Source organism: Pseudoalteromonas luteoviolacea, assembly GCF_001750165.1.
Lineage (GTDB): Bacteria > Pseudomonadota > Gammaproteobacteria > Enterobacterales > Alteromonadaceae > Pseudoalteromonas > Pseudoalteromonas luteoviolacea_G.
In genome coordinates this window covers 217,142-237,500 of the sequence record NZ_CP015411.1, presented here as the reverse complement: position 1 = coordinate 237,500, position 20,359 = coordinate 217,142, and the positions used below count along the sequence as shown (strand labels likewise).

Sequence of the window (20,359 nt, the reverse complement as noted above, 5' to 3'; positions counted from 1 at the left end):
ACTTGGGGGCTGACGTGAGCTTTGACAATGAAATTGCTTACATTGCCAGCGTAAAATATCACTTCGAAACACTTTCTGCAGATTTAGAACTAAGGCATACACGTGCTGAATATGATTTAGACCGTATTGGTAGAGCAGACTTCTCTGGATCAAATATTACTTTTGACGGTAATAACACTGGTGTACTTTTTCACTGGAAATTCTGATAAAAGAATTTTGGCTCATAGGCTAACTAACCATTTATCCTATGAAAATAAAACAAAAAAGCCGAGCTAATGCTCGGCTTTTTCGTGTCTTATAAAGACTTACTCTGCAGACTGCGCGTCTTCTTGAACTTCTTCAGTCGCAACTGGGCGATCTAGTAGTTCAATATAAGCCATTGGCGCGTTGTCACCTGCACGGAAGCCACACTTAAGAATACGAGTGTAACCACCTGGACGATCCGCAAAACGTGGACCGATCTCAGAGAACAATTTACCAACTACTTCTTTATCACGCGTGCGAGCAAACGCTAAACGGCGGTTTGCTACGCTGTCAGTCTTAGCCAGTGTGATTAAAGGCTCAATTACACGGCGCAACTCTTTCGCTTTAGGCAAAGTTGTTTTGATGATTTCGTGCTTCACCAAAGAACCAGCCATGTTGCTGAACATCGCTTTGCGATGGCTGCTGTTACGGTTTAATTGACGACCACTCTTACGATGGCGCATGACCCTATCCTTCTAACTAAACTAATATAGTAATCTGATTATTCAGCTAGACTTGCTGGCGGCCAGTTTTCTAGGCGCATGCCTAGAGAAAGACCACGAGAAGCTAACACGTCTTTAATCTCTGTTAGAGATTTCTTACCAAGGTTTGGCGTCTTAAGAAGCTCAACCTCAGTACGTTGTACCAGATCACCAATATATTGAATTTGCTCGGCTTTCAGACAGTTTGCAGAACGTACTGTTAGCTCTAAATCATCAACAGGACGAAGTAGAATCGGATCAAACTCCGGCTTCTCTTCTTTTTCTTCTGGCTCAGAAACATCACGCAAATCTACAAACGCTTCTAGCTGTTCAGCTAGGATTGTAGATGCACGACGGATCGCTTCTTCAGGATCTAGTGTGCCATTAGTTTCCATATCGATGATCAATTTGTCTAAGTCAGTACGCTGCTCAACACGGGCTGATTCAACCGAGTACGCAATACGCTCAACTGGACTGAATGATGCATCTAGCAACAGACGACCAATTGGACGCTCATCGTCATCAGAGGATAAACGACTTGACGCCGGAACATAACCACGACCGCGCTCAACACGGATACGCATACTGATATCGCTATTGTCAGCAGTTAAGTGACAAATCACGTGCTCAGGATTAGCAATTGTTACATCGCCGTCGTGCTGGATGTCAGCCGCAGTCACAGGGCCTACACCAGACTTAGTCAGGGTAAGGAAAACTTCATCTTTACCTTCTAAAGTAACTGCCAGACCTTTAAGGTTTAACAGAATTTCAATGATGTCTTCTTGTACGCCTTCTTTCGCGCTGTACTCGTGCAATACACCGTCGATCTCTACTTCTGTCACTGCACAACCCGGCATAGACGAAAGAAGAATACGACGTAAAGCATTACCTAAAGTGTGACCAAAGCCACGCTCTAGAGGCTCTAAAACTACTTTAGAACGGGTTGAGTTGATAGCGTCGATATCGACTAATCTTGGTTTTAGGAATTCGGTTACAGAACCCTGCATTTTATCCTCTCTTAACTCTTAACTTTACTTCGAGTAAAGTTCGACGATTAGTTGTTCATTAATGTCCGCAGACAGATCAGAACGCTCAGGTAGGCGCTTGAAAGTACCTTCCATTTTCTTACCGTCAACTTCAATCCAAGTTGGCTTTTCGCGTTGCTCAGCCAACTCTAGAGCAGCGATGATACGCGCTTGCTTCTTAGACTTCTCACGGATTACTACTACATCTTCTGGAGTAATAACGAAAGAAGGAATATTCACAACACGACCATTAACCATAATCGCTTTGTGGCTTACTAGCTGACGTGCTTCAGCACGCGTGCTTGCAAAACCCATGCGATATACAACATTGTCTAGACGTTGCTCTAGAAGCTGTAACAAGTTTTCACCTGTGTTACCTTTAAGGCGAGCAGCTTCTTTATAGTAGTTGCGGAATTGCTTTTCAAGTACACCGTAGATACGACGAACTTTTTGCTTTTCACGTAACTGTAAACCGTAGTCAGATAGACGACCTTTACGTGCGCCGTGCTGACCAGGTGCTGTTTCTAGTTTACACTTAGAGTCAATTGCTCTTACGCCGCTTTTAAGGAACAGGTCAGTACCTTCACGACGACTCAGCTTGAGCTTAGGGCCCAAATATCTTGCCATGTTCTTTCTCCTAACCTATTAATTATACGCGACGTTTCTTCGGTGGACGACAACCATTGTGTGGTATTGGCGTCACGTCAGTGATGTTAGTGATACGGAAACCAGCAGCATTCAATGCACGTACAGCAGACTCACGGCCTGGACCTGGACCTTTAATGAATACTTCTAGGTTCTTAAGACCGTACTCTTGTGCAGCAGTACCTGCACGCTCAGCAGCAACCTGTGCAGCGAACGGAGTAGACTTACGAGAACCACGGAAACCTGAACCACCCGCAGTCGCCCAAGAAAGAGCATTACCTTGACGGTCAGTGATGGTCACAATAGTGTTGTTGAAAGAAGCATGAACGTGAGCCATACCGTCAACAACTTGCTTTTTGACCTTTTTACGACGAATTGGTGCTTTTGCCATAACTTACCCCACCTTATTTCTTGATAGGCTTGCGTGGACCCTTACGAGTACGCGCGTTAGTCTTAGTACGTTGACCACGTAGTGGTAACGAACGACGGTGACGTAAGCCACGGAAACAACCAAGGTCCATAAGACGTTTGATGTTTAGTGTTACTTCACGACGAAGATCACCTTCAACAGTGTACTTGCCAACTTCTTCACGAAGGATGTCAAGAGTTTCGTCGTTTAACTCGCCGATTTTAGTAGTTTCAGCGATACCTGTCGCAGCTAAGATCGCCTTAGCGCGAGTTTTACCTACACCATAGATGCTTGTTAAACCGATAACAGCATGCTTATGGTCAGGAACGTTAATGCCTGCGATACGGGCCACTAACATATCTCCTATAAATAAACCTGATTATCATCTTGTTGGAAAGCCCGTACAGGATACCCAACCGACATTCAAGTTTTACCAATGAAACAGGCTAAGTGATTAACTTAGCCTGCACGACTAGATTTCTTAGCCTTGCCTTTGCTTGTGCTTAGGCTCACTGCAGATCACACGTACTACACCAGCACGCTTGATAACTTTACAGTTACGGCAAATTTTCTTAACGGAAGCACGTACTTTCATAACTCAACTCCGTAACAGACCCTATCGGCCGTAGCCTTTAAGGTTTGCTTTTTTCAGCACAGAATCATATTGATGAGACATCAAATGAGTCTGTACTTGTGCCATAAAGTCCATGATAACAACAACGATAATCAAAATTGATGTACCGCCGAAGTAGAATGGCGTTTGCCATGCCATGGTCATAAACTCGGGCACCAGACAGATAAAGGTAATGTACATTGCACCTGCCAATGTCAGGCGTGTCATCACTTTATCAATGTATTTAGACGTCTGCTCACCTGGGCGATAACCTGGAATAAATGCGCCAGATTTTTTCAAATTATCTGCTGTCTCACGTGGGTTAAATACCAACGCTGTATAGAAGAAGCAGAAGAAAATAATCGCTGCGGCTAGTACCATTGCGTACAGAGGCTGACCTGGGGTCAACACGGCTGACACTGCTTGTAGTGCATCAGCAAGTGGACCTTCACCTTGGCCGAACCAGCTTGCAATTGTACCAGGGAACAGAATGATGCTGCTAGCAAATATTGGTGGAATAACCCCTGCCATGTTAACTTTCAATGGTAAATGCGTACTCTGTGCTGCAAACACCTGACGGCCTTGCTGACGTTTAGCATAGTTAACGACGATACGACGTTGACCACGCTCAAAGAATACTACCAAGTAAGTTACCGCAACAACGATAAACGCAATAAGTGCTAAGATAAAGACATTCAAATCGCCTTGGCGCGCCATTTCTGCTGTCGAACCGATTGCAGACGGCAGGTTAGCTACAATACCAACAAAAATCAGTACTGAGATACCGTTACCGATACCACGTTCTGTAATTTGTTCGCCCAGCCACATCAGGAACATAGTACCAGTCACTAAACTCACAACAGCTGTGAAATAGAAACCGAAACCAGGATTCACAACTAAGCCTTCCATCATATTTGGTAGGTTAGTCGCGATACCGATCGACTGTATTGTAGCAAGCACGAGCGTGCCGTAACGCGTGTATTGGCTGATCTTCTTACGACCTTGCTCACCCTCTTTTTTCAGCTCTATCATCGCAGGATGTATATGCGTCAATAGCTGCATGATAATCGAGGCTGAGATATAAGGCATAATACCCAGCGCAAGTACAGATGCACGCTCAAGCGCACCACCACTGAACATGTTAAACATGGCAAAGATGGTGCCCTTTTGTTGCTCGAAGAACTCGGCAAGTACAGCGGCGTCAATCCCAGGGATAGGCACAAATGAACCTAGACGGTAAATAATGATGGCACCCAAAACGAATAGTAATCGGCGCTTCAACTCCGCAAGCCCACTCTGTGCGCTTTGCATATCTTGACCTGGTTTAGCCATAGTGTACTTCCTTAGTCTTCTACCTTGCCTCCGGCAGCTTCGATAGCTTCGCGAGCACCTTTAGACACTTTAATGCCTTTAACAGTAACTGCGCGTGAAACTTCGCCAGATTTAACAACTTTAACGAACTGAATGTTCTTCTTAACGATACCAGCTGCTTGTAGTGTGCTTAGCTCTACCACATCGCCTTCAACCTTCGCGATTTCGAAAAGGTTAACTTCAGCAGATACTAATGATTTGCGTGAAGTGAAGCCAAATTTTGGTAGACGGCGTTGCATAGGCATTTGACCGCCTTCAAAACCAACACGTACTTTACCGCCAGAACGCGACTTTTGACCTTTGTGACCACGACCACCAGTCTTACCTAGACCAGAGCCGATACCACGACCAACGCGCTTACCAGCAGTTTTTGAACCTGCAGCAGGAGAAAGTGTATTCAATTGCATCGAATTAGCCCTCAACCTTAACCATGTAAGAAACCTGGTTGATCATACCACGTACTGCTGGCGTATCTTCTAGCTCAACAGTATGGTTGATACGACGTAAACCAAGGCCACGTAATGTAGCTTTATGCTTCGGTAAACGACCGATTGAGCTACGTACTTGTGTTACTTTAACTGTGTTTGCCATGGTTTCTTACCCCAAGATTTCATCTACGCTAAGACCACGTTTCGCAGCGATCTTCTCTGGAGAGTTCATGTTCTCTAGAGCAGAAATTGTTGCGCGAACGATGTTGATCGGGTTAGTAGAACCGTATGCTTTTGAAAGTACGTTCTGTACACCAGCTACTTCTAGTACTGCACGCATCGCACCACCGGCGATGATACCTGTACCTTCAGATGCAGGCTGCATGTATACTTTAGAACCTGCGTGGCGACCCTTGATTGGGTGCTGTAGCGTGTGACCGTTAAGATCAACATTTACCATGTTACGGCGTGCTTTTTCCATTGCTTTTTGAATAGCAGCTGGAACTTCGCGTGCTTTACCGTAACCAAAACCTACTTTACCTGCGCCATCACCAACTACAGTTAGTGCAGTGAAGCTAAAGATACGACCACCTTTAACCACTTTAGACACACGGTTTACCGCGATTAGCTTTTCAGCCAAATCAGGCTGTTGTTGCTTTGCTTCTACGTTAGCCATTGTCTACTCCTAGAATTGCAGACCGGCTTCACGCGCTGCATCAGCAAGCGCCTTCACACGGCCGTGATATTTAAAGCCACTGCGGTCAAAAGCAAGCTTTTCGATGCCTTTGTCTGCCGCGCGTTCAGCAACTGCTTTACCAACTGCTTGTGCAGCTTCGATGTTGCCAGTGCCTTTAACTGTTTCAGCAATTGCTTTTTCAACAGTAGAAGCAGCAGCCAGTACAATACCCTCAACGTTTACGATTTGAGCGTATATGTGACGTGGCGTGCGGTGGATAACAAGACGCGTTGTGCCTTGTTCGATAATATTTCTACGAGTGCGCTTAGCACGACGTAGACGAGCTGTTTTCTTATCCATCGTCTTACCTTACTTCTTCTTAGCCTCTTTACGACGCACGTGCTCATCAGCGTAACGTACACCTTTACCTTTATAAGGCTCTGGTTCACGGTATGAGCGGATGTTTGCAGCAGTTTGACCAACTAGCTGCTTGTCTGCGCCTTTAACAACGATTTCAGTCTGGCTTGGAGCTTCGATAGTGATACCCGCTGGGATCTCGAAATTCACTGGGTGTGAGAAGCCAAGAGTTAAGTCTAAAACTTTACCCTTAACTGCAGCACGGTAACCAACACCGACTAGTTGTAGTTTCTTTTCAAAACCTTCGTTAACGCCGATGATCATGTTGTTGATCAGAGCGCGTGCAGTACCAGCTTGAGCCCAAGCATTTGCTACTTCACGAGGTGCTGTAGTGATAACGTTGTCGTTAAGAACAACTTCAACTGCGTCGTTAAGAACGCGAGTCAATTCACCATTTTTACCTTTAACTTTGATTTCCTGGCCGTTAATTGCAACTTCAACACCGGCAGGAACAGCAATAGGAGCCTTCGCAATACGAGACATAGTTCCCCTCCGATTAAGCTACAAAGCCAATGATTTCACCACCAACACCAGCGGTACGCGCAGCGCGGTCTGTCATCAGGCCTTTAGAAGTTGATACGATAGCGATACCTAGACCACCCATTACCTTAGGTAATTCGTCACGTTTCTTATAGATACGTAGACCAGGGCGGCTAACACGCTGGATGCTTTCGATAACAGCTTTGCCTTCGAAGTACTTAAGTTCGATAGTCAATTCTGCTTTTACGTCGCCTGATACTGAATAACCAGTGATGAAACCTTCGTTTTTCAGTACGTCAGCAACAGCTACTTTCAGCTTTGAAGTTGGCATTGTTACTTCTACCTTCTTCGCAGACTGACCGTTACGGATGCGTGTAAACAAATCCGCGATTGGATCTTGCAAGCTCATGTCTTACTCCCGTGATTCTATTACCAAGAAGCCTTTTTAAGGCCAGGAATTTCACCGCGCATAGCTGCTTCGCGAACTTTGATACGGCTTAAGCCGAACTTGCGAAGGTAACCATGTGGGCGGCCCGTAATGTTACAACGATTACGTTGACGTGAAGGGCTAGAATCACGCGGTAAAGACTGAAGCTTTAATACCGCGTCCCAACGCTCATCATCAGATGTTTTAACATCGCTGATGATAGCTTTAAGTGCAGCACGCTTTTCTGCGTACTGTGCAACTAATTTAGCACGTTTTACGTCACGCGCTTTCATTGAATTCTTTGCCATAACCCTACCCTTACTTTTTGAATGGGAAGTTGAACGCTTCTAATAACGCACGGCCTTCATCATCTGTTTTCGCAGAAGTAGTGATTGTGATATCCATACCGCGAACACGGTCTACTTTATCATAATCAATTTCTGGGAAGATGATTTGCTCACGTACGCCCATAGAGTAGTTACCGCGACCGTCAAAAGACTTTGCGCTAACACCGCGGAAGTCACGAATACGTGGCATCGCGATTGAGACTAAACGCTCAAGGAAATCCCACATACGCTCGCCGCGTAGGGTTACTTTACAGCCAATTGGGTAACCTTCACGGATCTTAAAGCCAGCAACTGATTTGCGTGCTTTAGTCACTAGAGGTTTCTGACCAGAAATTGCTTCTAGGTCTGCAACAGCATTTTCTAGAATTTTCTTGTCAGCTAGGGCTTCGCCCACACCCATGTTAAGTGTGATCTTCTCGATCTGAGGGACTTGCATGACAGAGCTGTAACCGAACTTTTCAAAAAGTTCTTTTACTACTTTGTCTTTGTACACTTCATGCAGTTTCGCCATCGTCTACTCCAACTATTAAATAGTTTTGCCAGTAGACTTGAAGAAACGGACTTTTTTACCGTCTTCAAATCTAAAACCAACACGATCTGCTTTGCCAGTTTCGGCATTGAAAATCGCTACATTTGATACGTCGACAGACGCTTCTTTCTCAACAATACCGCCAGCTTGCTGTAGTTGTGGTACAGGCTTCTGGTGTTTCTTGATGATATTTACGCCTTCAACAAATACACGACCAGTCTCAGTTACAACTGAAAGCACTTTACCGCGCTTACCTTTGTCTTTACCGGCTAGTACGATTACTTCGTCATCACGACGGATTTTTGCTGCCATGATCGACTCCTTATAGTACTTCTGGTGCTAGTGAAACGATTTTCATGAACTTTTCGTTACGTAGTTCACGCGTCACAGGGCCGAAGATACGAGTACCAATTGGCTGATGGCTATCATTTAAGATAACAGCCGCATTGCTATCGAAACGGATTAAAGAGCCGTCTGGACGACGAACGCCTTTCTTAGTACGCACTACTACAGCGTTTTTAACATCACCTTTCTTCACTTTGCCGCGAGGAATTGCTTCTTTAACAGAAACTTTAATGATGTCACCAACACGCGCGTAGCGACGGTGCGAACCACCAAGGACTTTAATACACTGCACTTTGCGAGCGCCGCTGTTATCAGCAACGTCCAGCTGAGTTTGCATTTGGATCATTGTCTATGCTCCGGTGTAGTTAACATTTACTTAGATTTTGTATAAAAGCTAAGCATTTAGATTAATTTCCACTCAAAAAACGAAGCTTTCGTCTTTCAAGGGCGGGGAATTGTAACAGCAAAGTTCAGCCAAAGATAGTTCAATTTTTAATTAATTTATCAAATTGCTGCATCTGCTTTCACCACCTTCTCTCATATGAGGTCGATGCCGCAAAAAACAAGTCTACTGCACGAATTTTAAACCTTTGTTGCAGTTCAAAAAACAGTCAAAGATTATCTTGTCTGTGTTTTTCAATGTAGGTTGCAACCTCATCTACTGTCGCAAGCCAATACCCATTTGTAGGGTCTTTTAAATACACAATAAGTGCTTCTAACGCATCTTTATCGGTGGTATACATACTTTTTTCACCGACATCATGCCCAGCTAAAATAACCCATTTATTATTTTCTTTGAGCAAATCAAGTTGCGTTTTTATTTCTTCAAAACTCATACCGTCCATGCGATTACCCGCCAGTTGCGCAAAGTCTGTATAAGTAGGGTTATTCGCGGTTTCATCTAACCAAGTACGCCCCGTTTTAAATAGCTCGGCAATCAATGGTACATAACTTCTCACTGCCTTACCTCTACCCACAAACGTGTTACCGCACGGATAAGCAAATGATCGGGGGTCAACATTCAGGTTTTTTTTCATATATTCTGTGGTTGCTTCAATATCCTCTCTCAGCCACTGCAAATCGACTTGCTCTAACCCTAAATTATCTTTACGTAACCAGGCAAAATTGCCGGTGCAGAGATGTGAACTTGTATGATTACCCAATTCATGTCCATTCTTCACTGCTTGCTGCCATCCAGATAGTCTTTGCTGCACAAATTGTGGGTTGACATAAAACGTCCCCTTGACACCATGCTTATCGAGTATTGGTATACCTACATCTACTTGACTGTTTCGCGCATCGTCGAAACTTAAAGATATGGCGTATTTCGCTCCATTCGGATAAGTGAACTCCACTTTATCTGACCCAACGTCTTTAGTCCCAGCACAACTACTTACCGACATTGTGATTAAAGTTGCCGCCATTAGTTTACTAATCGTATTTGTTGAGTACATATTCTCTCCATTTCTCTTGATTCGATTCACTCGGTGGATAGTGTGCTTAGTACGCACACTATCCACCATGAAGAAACAATGAAGGTATTCTTATTTTCTATTTAACAAGCATAAACTACTGATAAAAATACTATTATAGAACCCCTTCCTAAGCAGCTGAGCACATAAACGTTCAAGTATCTGCTTTTTATACACACTTAGCTGATTTGCAATTAAATGACATCGTGATTGCAGCTTAAATAATTTACGGATGCACACACAATCAACCTCAAAGCTGTCTAAAATCGTGCGTTCCCCGTTAAATCAGCCAGTTCAATTCGGCCCGGCCGACGCCTATCAGGGGATAATGCTCGCAGTTCAATATCTCCTCCTGGTGATAATCGCACTGGTTCAACGTATTCTTGCCACTCACCAAGATTGATTCGGTATTGGATCGGCAGCCCCGGAATAATCGTCGATGCATGTAGTTTGTTATCAATGACTTTACTCACCACATTAGGGATCCGATAAAATACCCCGAGGCGGTCAAACTTTTCGAGCTCTTTGTATCCCACTGCATGAATAAAATCTTGCCATTGTTGATCGCGGTGTTGGCGCATCTGCGCGGTAAAGAAACCAGTGGTATGATCATACTTTTCACCTGCGTAATTGTAAGGTACTTCCCACTGTGCGCGGTGCCACGCTTTTTCCGCCAATGCCAACAAACGAGGAAATAGCATGTACTCAGCTAAATGGTCTTTGCGCACTACCTCAGACCAAAGATGACCTTGGATCCCTGTTACACGAAACCCCTCTGGAAGTGGTTGATGTGTGAACTTACCATTTTCATCCACTTGAGTGCGATCATCTGCAATATAGTTTCTACCTATGGTGTCTTTTTTAATCTCTGCGTTGGCTGGTAAGTTGTCAGGCATGAACTCAAAAATAGTTTTACTATTTGTTCTTCTCGCGCCCCATTTATAACCACTCTCTTTCGGATCTAACTCGTAGGGAAAGTCTAAATAAGTCACATCTGGGGTAGACAAGATAATATCCCACCCTTTTCTAGCATGCGCACTCACAACCTTATGCGCATTTTGAGGTAAAGTTGCCCATACATAAGACGCAACTTTACGGGGCATTTTGTCCTGCCTCGTTTCTGAAAGGCCATCATTCCAACCAGCAACTTCAATGCCTTTTGCAGCAATCATAGTTGCAACACGCTCGATAAAATAGCCTGTTAACTCCTCAACTTCATGTACGTCATTCGATTTATCGGCAATAAACTGTTTACAGGCCGGAGATTCAACCCATGCACCCGCGGTTTCATCTGCACCGATATGATAAATATTCAGCGGTGAACCCGCTTTTTTATGCTGCGCAGCTACCTCGGAAATCACCTTATCAACAAACGCGTACGTTGACTCCATGCACACATTTAATGTGTTGTCATTATAATGCTGAATTGAGCGATATTCTGTGGCGTCTAACGGATCACTAACAAGGTACTGTCGCGCTGCATCATGCTTGCCCTGCTGAGTCAGTGTATAAAAACGTTTTTCCATGGCTTTTACCGCAGCACGGGAGTGACCAGGCATATCTAATGAAGGAATAATTTCGATATGATGTTGCTTTGCAAAATTCAAGATCTCTTGATAGTCCTCAATGGAGTAATAACCGTCTCTGTCTGCATTAATTGCCGAGCCCAATTGAGGCTGTAAACAATGTTTATCATCCAAATCTATGCATCGATGCGATGATAATGTTGTCAATTCAGGCAAGCCAGGAATCTCAATACGCCACCCTTCGTCATCCGCTAAATGAAAGTGCAATTTGTTGAGCTTATAAGCAGACATTTTACTGAGTAACCGTAATACAAACTCTTTAGAACGGAAGTTACGTGCCACATCCAAATGCAAGCCTCGATAATCATACCGTGGTTTATCAACTACAGATACCGCTGGTACTTGCATTGTATCTAACGATAAAAGACTCGCCACAGACTGCAACCCATAGTACGCACCTGCATTATCTTGCGCATGAATTTGAATTTTACCTTGGCGGGTGCTCAGTTGGTAAGCGCCAGCATGGCTCTCTCGCTTACCATTTACCGTAATATGCACTGCAACCCCATTATGTGTTTGCTTAACACCTAATGCATCTAAACGCTGTAATGCAGCAGCAACATCGCCATACTCAAGCCCAGAAAGCTGCAACTTAATTCCTTGACGTAAGCCCAGCGGGCTATCTTGACTAAATACTTCCATCGAATCCGGCGTTGGTACAATGGCATGTGTCACTGAATCTAGTTCATAATTTGGTACGGCATATTTATCAAACAAAGCCGCTGAGGTATATTTGGCATAGTGGTCGTCAGGGTGAGATTGCATCACACTGTTTTTCCCGCTCACTGCTGCATAGGGTTTTATTTCTAGTCGTGTGTCTGGTTCAATATAAGACTGAGTACTTTTAATGACCTTTGGTTCTAGCCCTTGTGCGGTAAGTATATAATTTGGCATTAACTCACCTTCATTGAGCAATGAGCTCGCGACCCAGAATTCAATCACTTGGCTCTTCCCAGCTTCAAAACCTGTGAATGAGCTACTTGGCGCAATATGATTCAGGTCACCATTAAAATGACGAAGTGTCAGTTGTTCACTTTTACTTTCCGTTGCTGGGTACACTTGGCTATATAAGATCTTCCAGCCATCGACATTGGCAGTAAATGGGCTCGTGATTTCAATCTGTGCGTGATAGCAAAACTCAGCCGTTGAACCAGGGCACTGTTCTGGCATATTACTTAGTAATCGATATTTTACATCTAGCGTATCGGCGAGCTGATTAAGTTGTTGCTGATTAATTGTATCTAGTGCCCAAACAGGGCTTGTCATGGCCATCGTCGGCAATAGCAAAGCCAAAATACGTTCCGTTAATGCTTTTTTATTTACATGCATATATCCATTCCTGCTTTTTCATTTTTAATTAAAACATTAAATTGGTTAAAAATTAGCTAAAACATCTCAATCTAGAGCTTTTATACACTCGTTTCAATTTCGAAACATTCATAATGCATGGATTAATTTAGTAAATAACAATAGCGAAATTAGTGAGCGTTTTAGGTAATTAATGATCAACGTAGTGACTCAGTAATGATATACATAGCCTGTGACATGGGGTTCGATAGTTATTTAACGCTTCAAATCTATGTAGGCGGCATCGCCTACTCACCTAATTGATGACTAAGATGTAAATCAGAGAGCAGATTGGACATCATTAATGAAAAATTAAAAACACTGTGGCTGTTTGTACACAATCTTAGTTTCAATGATAATTTGATTGCAGAACCACGCTATTAGGGGGGGTGAGGGTAAATTTCAGTAGCTTTATAGAAAAGTCAGAAACAGATACTACGAGTACATCAATGTATAAAGCCCGACTATGAACATGACTTTTTTTCATGATTCATCCTAATACTACGTCGCTTAATTCATTTATATCGCTGCTGCAAGCTCTCCTAAAGCTTGTCTTGCCAATTCAATGTCGTCATCACATATCAAACGCCCGCTTTTGATCACTAACACTCTCTCACATAACGTTGCAATATCATCCACAGTATCACTTGATACTAAAACCGTCAGTTGGTCATCTTTGGCTAATGATTTTAAGCATCGCATCACCGCTCGCTGTGATAAAAAATCCAGCCCCAGAGTCGGCTCATCTAAAAAAAGTAACTCTGGATCATGCAATAAAGCCGCGATTAGCTCCATTTTAATGCGCTCGACACCTGACAAGCGCCGTACTTGGATGTCCAATAAATGTGATACATGCAAAAGCTCTGACAAATAACTCAACCTTTGACGATATATGGGCAATGGGATTTCGTATATACATTGGCATAGATTGAAACTGTCAATTGCAGGAAGATCTGGCCAAAGTTGATTATCCTCACCGGTCAAAAAAGCACACCGCTTTTTAAATGCAGTAGCCTGCGCACAAGGTGTATCACCGAATACCTTGATGGCGCCTTGAGTAGGTAGTTCAGTACCAGATAACATCTTCATTGTCGTCGTCTTCCCAGCTCCTGCTTCACCAACTACGGCAACAACTTGACCACGCTCGATATCGAAAGAAATGTCTTTAATGGCTTCTGTATACAATATTTCCCGCTGAAAGAGGTTTTTTAAAGAGGCTGAAAACCCTTGCGGCTTTTTATAGTACTGATAAGTTTTGCTAACACACTCAACTTGTATAACTTTCACAGCTCGCTCTCCACAATCGTATTCTGGGCTTCACTTCGTATGGCTTTGTGCTTAGCTTGCAGATCAAAAATGTCAAAAAAGTCATGAGCTATGAGCATGGCTAAAAATTATCTATATTGGGAATATAGCTAATAGAATTAAACGACCTGTGTACATTTTTCAATCAAAAATATCGCATGTACACGACTCTATTTACAATAACGAAATGCTTTTTGATTTTTAATATTTAAAAACCGGTACTTAATCCCATTATCGAACAAAACATATGCAAAATAAGAAATAATAAATTTATACTAAAGGAGGGTTTACAATCTAACGCCTAAGGTACTCACAGAAGACAAGGACTGAGCGCACGACAAGTTCGTTCTCTAAAACACATATAATTAGCAACTTCCTATTTAACAAAGAACAGCGGAAAAAGGGTACATATTATGCTGGTTCGTTAACATGCACCCTATACAGTCTATCCGCCAAATAAGCCTTTAAACTTGTCTTTAAGTTTATCTTTAATTGCGTCTTTGGCTTTGTCTTTAGCCGCACTGCTTAAATCTAAGTGCGTTTCCACTTTATGAAATGGACCCTTGATCCTCACCGGTACTTTAAAACCCGTACTGTTATCACGACTACTTTGCCCTTCAATGGTATCAACGATGCCGGTTACCAAACGATAATCGACAAACGTCTTAGGCAAATCAACATCCCCAGAGCCGGTCACACGAATAAGTGGGCTTGCCAGTAATAAATCAGTATTCGTCCCAACGCCTTTATTAAACTTAAAGCTCCCCGTGAGTGCTGAAAAATCTGTTTTCTGTTGAGGGTCAAAATCTGCATTAATACCTTCAGACAGCCCAGAGAAATTACCCTTGAGCATTTCTTGGCCTTTTCTTACCATCTCAGCCAAATTAGCCCCTTTTACGCCCCCATCCTTAAACTCAAATGCCAATTGTCCACCAAGCAGCGAGACAAACTGCTTTTGGCTCACCCCTTGAGTAGTTAACTGCCAATTAATACTGCCTTTGCCAAGTACCTTGTCAAAGTCGATAGCATCGGAGAGTAATGGCTCGGCATTAATGCTATTGAGCGCAAAATTAGTTTTGATCTGATACGGCTTTTTGGCCCCATTGATTTCTATCTTCCCTTTACCTGTTCCTTCATAGGCATTAAAGCTATCCAATGATACGACGGCTTTGCCTCCATTTAACTTCACTGACAATTGGTTTTTGCCTAGCGTAATTTTACGCGCTTGTAATCCAGTTGAGCGCACCACGATATTCGCATCTAATGTATTCAAAGCGGACAAGTCAATTTCAGTATCATCCCATACGATAGGCTGTACAGGCGTATCTTCTTTTGGCTCTGGCGTTTGCTCAGGCACAGCAGCAGACTCAGGTAAATAAGGGTTTAAATCAAGCATACCCAAATCAATATCTGCATTGACCGATAATCTCTGGACCAAGTTCACTTGTGCACGACCCTTTATGGCCAACTCATCTAGCGCAGCGGTAAACTGCTTGAGACGAAACACATTGTCCGAAAATGACATGTCTCCTGTGACTTCAAACTGATTAAAGGCTTTATCTTTGGCATTCAAGTCTACCTTTTGCCATGCTGCCAAAGATTTCACAGAACTGCCCGATAGCGAAAGCGCGCCTTCGAACAACTGACCTTGATTAAGTACACTGCCATTAAAATCAATATTCACCAACTCATTGCTAAGCTTTTTAGTGAATTTGAAATCTTCACTTTGAATCGCTTTTGCTGGCGTATCTACGCTTAATTCAAGGTCAAAGCGCTGTCCTTGAAAAGTAACTTGGCCTTGCACTGAAAGAGATTGATATAATGAAGGAAGCGCTACGCTCAATGATAAATCACTCAGTTCTTCTTTCGTGCCGCCCTGATTATCTACATAAGTGAGTGATCCGCCATAAATTGCTACTTCCCCCAAGGCAATATCAAATCCATCTGGTAAGGTGACTGGACCTGAACTTACTTCACTCGTTGATGTGCTTGATGATGTCGATGTTGCACCAAATAACTGCCAATTTGGCTTGCCTGTTGAATCTACTTCCAACAAAATTTGGGGATTTTGAATGACGAATCGCTCTAGCTTAAAGTCACCTGACAGCAAAGACCCCCATGGAATATGTATAGCTAACTGCTCCATTTCAAGCATATGTGGTGCATTGCCCGTTGGCATGTTATCAAAGGTCACTTGGTTAAGCTTAATATTCAGCTCTGGCAAAATCGATAATTCACTATCACCTGCGATCGTCAGCTTTCGGCCTGTGGTCTTCTCAACTTGAGTCGTGAGCTGTGACACTATCGTTTCAGTTGGGATCAACATAGGTGCCACAACTATCAACACCACTATGAATATCAGTAAACCTACTACACCTTTTAATATTGCCTTCATCATCCATCCTTCCAGAGAAATAATTATCTATGCATTATGATAGCGAGGCCGATAAAAAACCACAAAGCTGCACAGAGGCTAAATGATATTTAGACTAAATAAATATCAACTTAACGTTTTATAGAATCATTTCATAGCTTACCAGAAAAACCTTAAACATCTGTTTTATATAATTAAAAAAAACATTAAATGGCCAATTACCGTAAATTACATCCAAGCCTAGGGGCGACTATAAACAGGAAAGACCAAGGCACTAATCTCGCTTTTTCTCGTAAGATACGCACAAGAAAAAAAACATCTTAAACCAAAGAATAAAAAAGACGCAAAAACCACATTGCAACTGAGCTAGAACTCGGTATGATCCTCGCCCTTGCAAGTTTAACGATACGTTCGCTAAACTGAATAGTCTAGATTTCAACCTAACCTTGGAGTACTCACGCAGCATGAAAAAGTTGCTCATTTCACCGTCAAATATGGCTTTGGGCGAACAAGAAAGTCAGATTTACCAAAACATCTTAAAACAATCTACTGAGATCAGCCTGAACCTGATGGCAGTTAAAGTAGAGAATCACCCAGAGGACTTCCTGGGTTGGTGTTATGAGTTACTCGATGTGGCTAAAAACCGAATCAATTTTGACCTACTGGATGACCACCAGCTACCAACCGTTAAAAAACTCCAAGACATGCTAATTTCAGCTATCAGCTTTTTACAAGTTAAAACGCTCAGAATTGCACCTTGGCCTGTGGTCAGTGAGTTCATCGCTCAGCGCAGTGACGTGTTAGTGCTGGATGAGCAATTAAAACTATTGGATTACATTGCTACACTGCGTAATAGCAAACTGCAAGATATGATTGTAGAGGATCGCCTAGCCTTTGCTGGTAAACATACAGCAAAACATGATACCAGCGTTTATCAGTTTGATGTCGAATGGTTTGCTTCTACAAAAAGTGCAAAAGGGTTCCATCAACAATTTGCTGATCTGCCAAGTGCTTTTGATGATGCATTAGCCCATATTCCACTCGAAGGTCCAGTCACATTAGAGCACTATCAAGGGTTTACCATTGCATTTCTCAGCGCTTTCAATGGCAGCGAAGAAAAGCCGACGCTTGCACCCGCAACGCGCCTACTAGCTATGCGCCGCCCTGATGTGTTTACACCTATCAGCAACAATCGCCTAGATGCCCTTTGTCAAGCTTTGGGGATCACTCGCTTAAACAACCGTGATTTTGAACGCTACTGGCAAGACATAGTACAAACAATTGCTAAAATGTCATGGTTTGCAATGGCAAGTGGCAGCAATGAACTTGAGGCAAAGTTGGCTGGCATCAAAGCGCTCTTACCTGTGCTATTTTATTATGCCGATGAAGATATGGCCACGTCATCAAATTACTATAAACTGCTGCACAAGCCAAAACGTACATCTAGCGGCTCTGGTACTAAATCTGTGCGCCGAAGCAAAGAGTCTGCCGAAACGCTAGTTGATAGAGCGCTCAATGATGAATCTATGCCTGAACATATTCGCGCCAAACGTGACTCAATCATTGCTGAAGTCGAAAAAGGCAGAAGCGTTGATGAAACCATTCAGTTAATGCGTACCATATTTGGCTAATGGTATAACGCACAGCCTGCATACTATCGGTGCAGGCTGATATAATCCGCACCATAGATGTGCACACCTCGAAAATCCTCCCCTTAATAACTTTATTATCAATAAAATTTATTACATTTCATTTCAATCACCTAAACTAAATTCCAGTCAATGCGCCTAAATTGGCGCGCAGTTTGCGATTGCTTAAACACCTCTGAGACTTGGTCTATCGCTGACTGTGTCCAGCGGACATTCGTTTTAAAAATACGATTTATTCTGTGCCATATAGGAACCATTATGACAAACAAAGCAACTTTCTTATTGTGTACGTATGCAGCGCTCCTTTCTACCCACGCTATGTCAGCCAGTGAACACTCTGTCTCCGCCAATGCCGCTGCCAGTTCAAATTACTTTTGGCGTGGTATTACCCAATCTGATGATGCCGCAGCCGTATCAGGCGGTATTGACTATAGCCACGATTCTGGATTTTATATGGGCACTTGGGCCTCCAATGTCGATTTTGGTGACGCATCCAGCACCAGTTACGAATTAGATTTTTACCTCGGTTTTAGTGGCGAGGTAAAGGCACTGAGCTATGATATTGGCTATATTCACTACGCTTATCCAGATGCAGCAGGTGATATAGATTTTGGTGAAGTCTATGGCGCACTCGGGTGGCGCAATGTCAGTTTAAAAGTGAGTTATATGACACATGCGCAATCAGATAGCAGCACCGAAGAAGACATGCTATACGTCGAACTGAGTGCCGCTTTCCCTGTTTTCAAAGATGCTGAGCTGGGCTTGCATATTGGCAATTCCAGTGGTGATACCGTCATGGAATGGACAGGAGAAGATGACAGCTATATGGATTATGGCGTCAGCCTGAATAAAGATGCTTATACATTCGGCTTAGTAAAAACCGACCTTGATGCCGATGACGACCTCAAAGTCTATGTGAGCTACGCCATCGATTTTGAGTTATAGATTTAATTTGCTGCAAAACTTGGGGCCATAAGGCCCTATTTCACACCACTAAACGGTATATTCAACCGCACCGCTGACACGCTTTGCTTTTTCTACCGCTTCATCCACACTATTATCTCGTGCCAATGCCACCCCCATGCGTCTGACACCTTGAACCTGCGGTTTACCAAACAAGCGGATATCGGTATTGGCTTCTGCCAATGCTTGCCCTAAATTGCCAAATTGTACTTGATCAGACTCACCTTCAACAAGGATAACACTGGATGCAGAAGGACCATGAAAGTGAATCGTAGGAATTGGCAAACCAAGCACAGCACGCGCATGCAACGCAAACTCACTCAAATCTTGGGAAATCAAGGTCACCATGCCAGTATCATGTGGACGCGGAGAGACTTCACTAAAATAGACCTCGTCGCCTTTAATAAATAACTCAACCCCAAACAAACCGCGACCACCGAGTGCCTCAGTAATTTTGCTAGCAATGTCTTTACTGCGTGCCAATGCCAGTTCGCTCATTGCCTGCGGCTGCCAACTTTGCTGATAGTCTCCACCGGCTTGTACATGTCCAATTGGTGCACAAAAGCTAGTACCCTGACTGTGGCGTATGGTCAGTAAAGTGATTTCATAATCAAAATCCACAAACCCCTCTACAATGACACGCCCTTGCCCCGCTCGACCACCTTGCTGTGCGTATTCCCACGCAGATTCAATATCACCCAGTGTTTTTACCACACTTTGTCCTTTACCCGATGAGCTCATGATCGGCTTCACTACACAGGGCATACCAATGTGTTCAATGGCTGCACGAAAGTCGTCGATGCTATCAACAAATTGATAAGGAGAAGTCGCTATTTTTAATTCTTCAGCTGCTAATCGACGGATCCCCTCACGATTCATGGTGAGCTGTGTTGCTTTTGCTGTTGGTACAACCGTAAAGCCTTCAGCCTCTAATTCAACCAGTGTATCTGTGGCGATCGCCTCAATTTCTGGCACTATGTAATCAGGCTGTTCTGCGCGAATCACCTCTGCTAACCGCTCACCATCCAGCATAGAGAGCGTATAGCTTCTGTCTGCAACTTGCATGGCTGGCGCATTGTCATAGCGATCTAACACGATGACTTCTGCCCCTAATCGCTTAAATTCAATCACTGTTTCCTTACCTAGCTCACCGCCACCACAAAACAGGATTTTACATGCCGTTGGAGAAAAAGGGGTTCCCAAAGGAGTAATACGCATAAAGATTC

At 43.4% G+C, this 20,359-nt stretch carries 25 protein-coding genes (1 of these 25 only partly in view); 3 read left to right on the top strand and 22 right to left on the bottom strand.

All coding sequences use genetic code 11. The features are described from left to right. Positions 1-206: the final stretch of an outer membrane beta-barrel protein gene (locus tag S4054249_RS01000; RefSeq protein WP_046357860.1), read on the top strand. Its footprint begins 388 nt before the window's first position; 206 of the gene's 594 nt are visible here — the last part of the coding sequence; the start codon falls outside the window, past its left edge; the stop codon is at positions 204-206. 99 nt (positions 207-305) lie between these two features. Here the strand turns inward: S4054249_RS01000 and rplQ are convergent, their stop codons facing one another. From rplQ to S4054249_RS00900, 21 genes are all read right to left on the bottom strand, one after another. Beyond that, entirely contained in the window at positions 306-707 is a 402-nt protein-coding gene (gene rplQ / locus S4054249_RS00995; RefSeq protein ID WP_010386932.1) for a 50S ribosomal protein L17, read from the bottom strand. Positions 708-745: 38 nt separating this feature from the next. Then, the gene (locus S4054249_RS00990; RefSeq protein ID WP_023401260.1) at positions 746-1,732 is read right to left on the bottom strand and encodes a DNA-directed RNA polymerase subunit alpha; all 987 of its coding nucleotides are present in this window, start codon (positions 1,730-1,732) and stop codon (positions 746-748) included. Between the two features lie 24 nt (positions 1,733-1,756). Further along, positions 1,757-2,377, bottom strand: coding sequence for a 30S ribosomal protein S4 (gene rpsD, locus S4054249_RS00985; protein ID WP_039611418.1), 621 nt, complete (start codon positions 2,375-2,377; stop codon positions 1,757-1,759). 22 nt (positions 2,378-2,399) lie between these two features. Further along, positions 2,400-2,786, bottom strand: coding sequence for a 30S ribosomal protein S11 (rpsK, locus tag S4054249_RS00980; RefSeq protein ID WP_010386935.1), 387 nt, complete (start codon positions 2,784-2,786; stop codon positions 2,400-2,402). Between the two features lie 13 nt (positions 2,787-2,799). Further along, positions 2,800-3,156, bottom strand: coding sequence for a 30S ribosomal protein S13 (gene rpsM, locus S4054249_RS00975; RefSeq protein WP_010378282.1), 357 nt, complete (start codon positions 3,154-3,156; stop codon positions 2,800-2,802). 129 nt (positions 3,157-3,285) lie between these two features. Beyond that, positions 3,286-3,399 carry a 50S ribosomal protein L36 gene (rpmJ, locus tag S4054249_RS25770; RefSeq protein WP_002959476.1) on the bottom strand — a complete coding sequence of 38 codons (114 nt, stop codon included), beginning with the start codon at positions 3,397-3,399 and terminating at the stop codon, positions 3,286-3,288. A gap of 21 nt (positions 3,400-3,420) precedes the next feature. Continuing rightward, positions 3,421-4,749 carry a preprotein translocase subunit SecY gene (gene secY / locus S4054249_RS00970; protein ID WP_039611417.1) on the bottom strand — a complete coding sequence of 443 codons (1,329 nt, stop codon included), beginning with the start codon at positions 4,747-4,749 and terminating at the stop codon, positions 3,421-3,423. Positions 4,750-4,760: 11 nt separating this feature from the next. Beyond that, a complete protein-coding gene (gene rplO, locus S4054249_RS00965; protein ID WP_039611416.1) occupies positions 4,761-5,195 on the bottom strand; it encodes a 50S ribosomal protein L15 in 435 nt (144 codons plus the stop codon). A 4-nt stretch (positions 5,196-5,199) separates the two neighbouring features. Beyond that, positions 5,200-5,379, bottom strand: a complete 180-nt coding sequence (rpmD, locus tag S4054249_RS00960) for a 50S ribosomal protein L30 (RefSeq protein WP_010378276.1) — start codon at positions 5,377-5,379, stop codon at positions 5,200-5,202. Positions 5,380-5,385: 6 nt separating this feature from the next. Continuing rightward, positions 5,386-5,892, bottom strand: a complete 507-nt coding sequence (rpsE, locus tag S4054249_RS00955; RefSeq protein ID WP_023401264.1) for a 30S ribosomal protein S5 — start codon at positions 5,890-5,892, stop codon at positions 5,386-5,388. A 9-nt stretch (positions 5,893-5,901) separates the two neighbouring features. Further along, positions 5,902-6,252, bottom strand: a complete 351-nt coding sequence (gene rplR, locus S4054249_RS00950) for a 50S ribosomal protein L18 (RefSeq protein ID WP_023401265.1) — start codon at positions 6,250-6,252, stop codon at positions 5,902-5,904. Positions 6,253-6,261: 9 nt separating this feature from the next. Then, entirely contained in the window at positions 6,262-6,792 is a 531-nt protein-coding gene (rplF, locus tag S4054249_RS00945; RefSeq protein WP_023401266.1) for a 50S ribosomal protein L6, read from the bottom strand. Positions 6,793-6,805: 13 nt separating this feature from the next. Then, positions 6,806-7,198, bottom strand: coding sequence for a 30S ribosomal protein S8 (gene rpsH, locus S4054249_RS00940; RefSeq protein ID WP_046357859.1), 393 nt, complete (start codon positions 7,196-7,198; stop codon positions 6,806-6,808). Positions 7,199-7,218: 20 nt separating this feature from the next. Next, a complete protein-coding gene (gene rpsN / locus S4054249_RS00935) occupies positions 7,219-7,524 on the bottom strand; it encodes a 30S ribosomal protein S14 (protein ID WP_023401268.1) in 306 nt (101 codons plus the stop codon). Between the two features lie 10 nt (positions 7,525-7,534). After that, the gene (rplE, locus tag S4054249_RS00930) at positions 7,535-8,074 is read right to left on the bottom strand and encodes a 50S ribosomal protein L5 (RefSeq protein WP_010386945.1); all 540 of its coding nucleotides are present in this window, start codon (positions 8,072-8,074) and stop codon (positions 7,535-7,537) included. A 15-nt stretch (positions 8,075-8,089) separates the two neighbouring features. Beyond that, positions 8,090-8,404 (bottom strand): 50S ribosomal protein L24, encoded by a 315-nt coding sequence (gene rplX / locus S4054249_RS00925; protein WP_023401269.1) that lies wholly within the window; start codon positions 8,402-8,404, stop codon positions 8,090-8,092. Between the two features lie 10 nt (positions 8,405-8,414). After that, positions 8,415-8,783 (bottom strand): 50S ribosomal protein L14, encoded by a 369-nt coding sequence (gene rplN / locus S4054249_RS00920; RefSeq protein ID WP_039611414.1) that lies wholly within the window; start codon positions 8,781-8,783, stop codon positions 8,415-8,417. 265 nt (positions 8,784-9,048) lie between these two features. Further along, positions 9,049-9,891: a polysaccharide deacetylase family protein gene (locus tag S4054249_RS00915; protein ID WP_046357858.1), complete on the bottom strand. Its 843-nt coding sequence runs from the start codon at positions 9,889-9,891 to the stop codon at positions 9,049-9,051. Between the two features lie 278 nt (positions 9,892-10,169). Further along, positions 10,170-12,824: a family 20 glycosylhydrolase gene (locus tag S4054249_RS00910; protein ID WP_046357857.1), complete on the bottom strand. Its 2,655-nt coding sequence runs from the start codon at positions 12,822-12,824 to the stop codon at positions 10,170-10,172. Positions 12,825-13,361: 537 nt separating this feature from the next. Then, positions 13,362-14,129 carry an ATP-binding cassette domain-containing protein gene (locus S4054249_RS00905; protein ID WP_052961116.1) on the bottom strand — a complete coding sequence of 256 codons (768 nt, stop codon included), beginning with the start codon at positions 14,127-14,129 and terminating at the stop codon, positions 13,362-13,364. A 463-nt stretch (positions 14,130-14,592) separates the two neighbouring features. Continuing rightward, entirely contained in the window at positions 14,593-16,542 is a 1,950-nt protein-coding gene (locus S4054249_RS00900; RefSeq protein WP_046357856.1) for an AsmA family protein, read from the bottom strand. 443 nt (positions 16,543-16,985) lie between these two features. Between S4054249_RS00900 and S4054249_RS00895 the strand changes: the two genes are divergently transcribed. Then, positions 16,986-18,152: a hypothetical protein gene (locus tag S4054249_RS00895; protein WP_046357855.1), complete on the top strand. Its 1,167-nt coding sequence runs from the start codon at positions 16,986-16,988 to the stop codon at positions 18,150-18,152. Positions 18,153-18,428: 276 nt separating this feature from the next. Beyond that, positions 18,429-19,115, top strand: coding sequence for a TorF family putative porin (locus S4054249_RS00890; protein ID WP_046357854.1), 687 nt, complete (start codon positions 18,429-18,431; stop codon positions 19,113-19,115). Positions 19,116-19,163: 48 nt separating this feature from the next. Here S4054249_RS00890 and purT read toward each other — a convergent pair whose 3' ends face one another. Next, positions 19,164-20,351: a formate-dependent phosphoribosylglycinamide formyltransferase gene (gene purT, locus S4054249_RS00885; protein WP_046357853.1), complete on the bottom strand. Its 1,188-nt coding sequence runs from the start codon at positions 20,349-20,351 to the stop codon at positions 19,164-19,166. Positions 20,352-20,359 lie beyond the last annotated feature (8 nt).

Excerpts from the sequence above, each read along its gene's own strand:
- S4054249_RS00900 (WP_046357856.1), bottom strand. The coding sequence starts at position 16,542 with ATGAAGGCAATATTAAAAGGTGTAGTAGGTTTACTGATATTCATAGTG.
- rpsD (WP_039611418.1), bottom strand. The coding sequence starts at position 2,377 with ATGGCAAGATATTTGGGCCCTAAGCTCAAGCTGAGTCGTCGTGAAGGT.
- rplX (WP_023401269.1), bottom strand. The coding sequence starts at position 8,404 with ATGGCAGCAAAAATCCGTCGTGATGACGAAGTAATCGTACTAGCCGGT.
- S4054249_RS00895 (WP_046357855.1), top strand. The coding sequence starts at position 16,986 with ATGAAAAAGTTGCTCATTTCACCGTCAAATATGGCTTTGGGCGAACAA.
- rpsK (WP_010386935.1), bottom strand. The coding sequence starts at position 2,786 with ATGGCAAAAGCACCAATTCGTCGTAAAAAGGTCAAAAAGCAAGTTGTT.
- rpsN (WP_023401268.1), bottom strand. The coding sequence starts at position 7,524 with ATGGCAAAGAATTCAATGAAAGCGCGTGACGTAAAACGTGCTAAATTA.
- rplN (WP_039611414.1), bottom strand. The coding sequence starts at position 8,783 with ATGATCCAAATGCAAACTCAGCTGGACGTTGCTGATAACAGCGGCGCT.
- rplR (WP_023401265.1), bottom strand. The coding sequence starts at position 6,252 with ATGGATAAGAAAACAGCTCGTCTACGTCGTGCTAAGCGCACTCGTAGA.
- rpsE (WP_023401264.1), bottom strand. The coding sequence starts at position 5,892 with ATGGCTAACGTAGAAGCAAAGCAACAACAGCCTGATTTGGCTGAAAAG.
- secY (WP_039611417.1), bottom strand. The coding sequence starts at position 4,749 with ATGGCTAAACCAGGTCAAGATATGCAAAGCGCACAGAGTGGGCTTGCG.
- S4054249_RS00910 (WP_046357857.1), bottom strand. The coding sequence starts at position 12,824 with ATGCATGTAAATAAAAAAGCATTAACGGAACGTATTTTGGCTTTGCTA.
- S4054249_RS00915 (WP_046357858.1), bottom strand. The coding sequence starts at position 9,891 with ATGTACTCAACAAATACGATTAGTAAACTAATGGCGGCAACTTTAATC.
- rplQ (WP_010386932.1), bottom strand. The coding sequence starts at position 707 with ATGCGCCATCGTAAGAGTGGTCGTCAATTAAACCGTAACAGCAGCCAT.
- S4054249_RS00990 (WP_023401260.1), bottom strand. The coding sequence starts at position 1,732 with ATGCAGGGTTCTGTAACCGAATTCCTAAAACCAAGATTAGTCGATATC.
- S4054249_RS00890 (WP_046357854.1), top strand. The coding sequence starts at position 18,429 with ATGACAAACAAAGCAACTTTCTTATTGTGTACGTATGCAGCGCTCCTT.
- purT (WP_046357853.1), bottom strand. The coding sequence starts at position 20,351 with ATGCGTATTACTCCTTTGGGAACCCCTTTTTCTCCAACGGCATGTAAA.
- rpmD (WP_010378276.1), bottom strand. The coding sequence starts at position 5,379 with ATGGCAAACACAGTTAAAGTAACACAAGTACGTAGCTCAATCGGTCGT.
- rplE (WP_010386945.1), bottom strand. The coding sequence starts at position 8,074 with ATGGCGAAACTGCATGAAGTGTACAAAGACAAAGTAGTAAAAGAACTT.
- rplF (WP_023401266.1), bottom strand. The coding sequence starts at position 6,792 with ATGTCTCGTATTGCGAAGGCTCCTATTGCTGTTCCTGCCGGTGTTGAA.
- rpsH (WP_046357859.1), bottom strand. The coding sequence starts at position 7,198 with ATGAGCTTGCAAGATCCAATCGCGGATTTGTTTACACGCATCCGTAAC.
- rpmJ (WP_002959476.1), bottom strand. The coding sequence starts at position 3,399 with ATGAAAGTACGTGCTTCCGTTAAGAAAATTTGCCGTAACTGTAAAGTT.
- rplO (WP_039611416.1), bottom strand. The coding sequence starts at position 5,195 with ATGCAATTGAATACACTTTCTCCTGCTGCAGGTTCAAAAACTGCTGGT.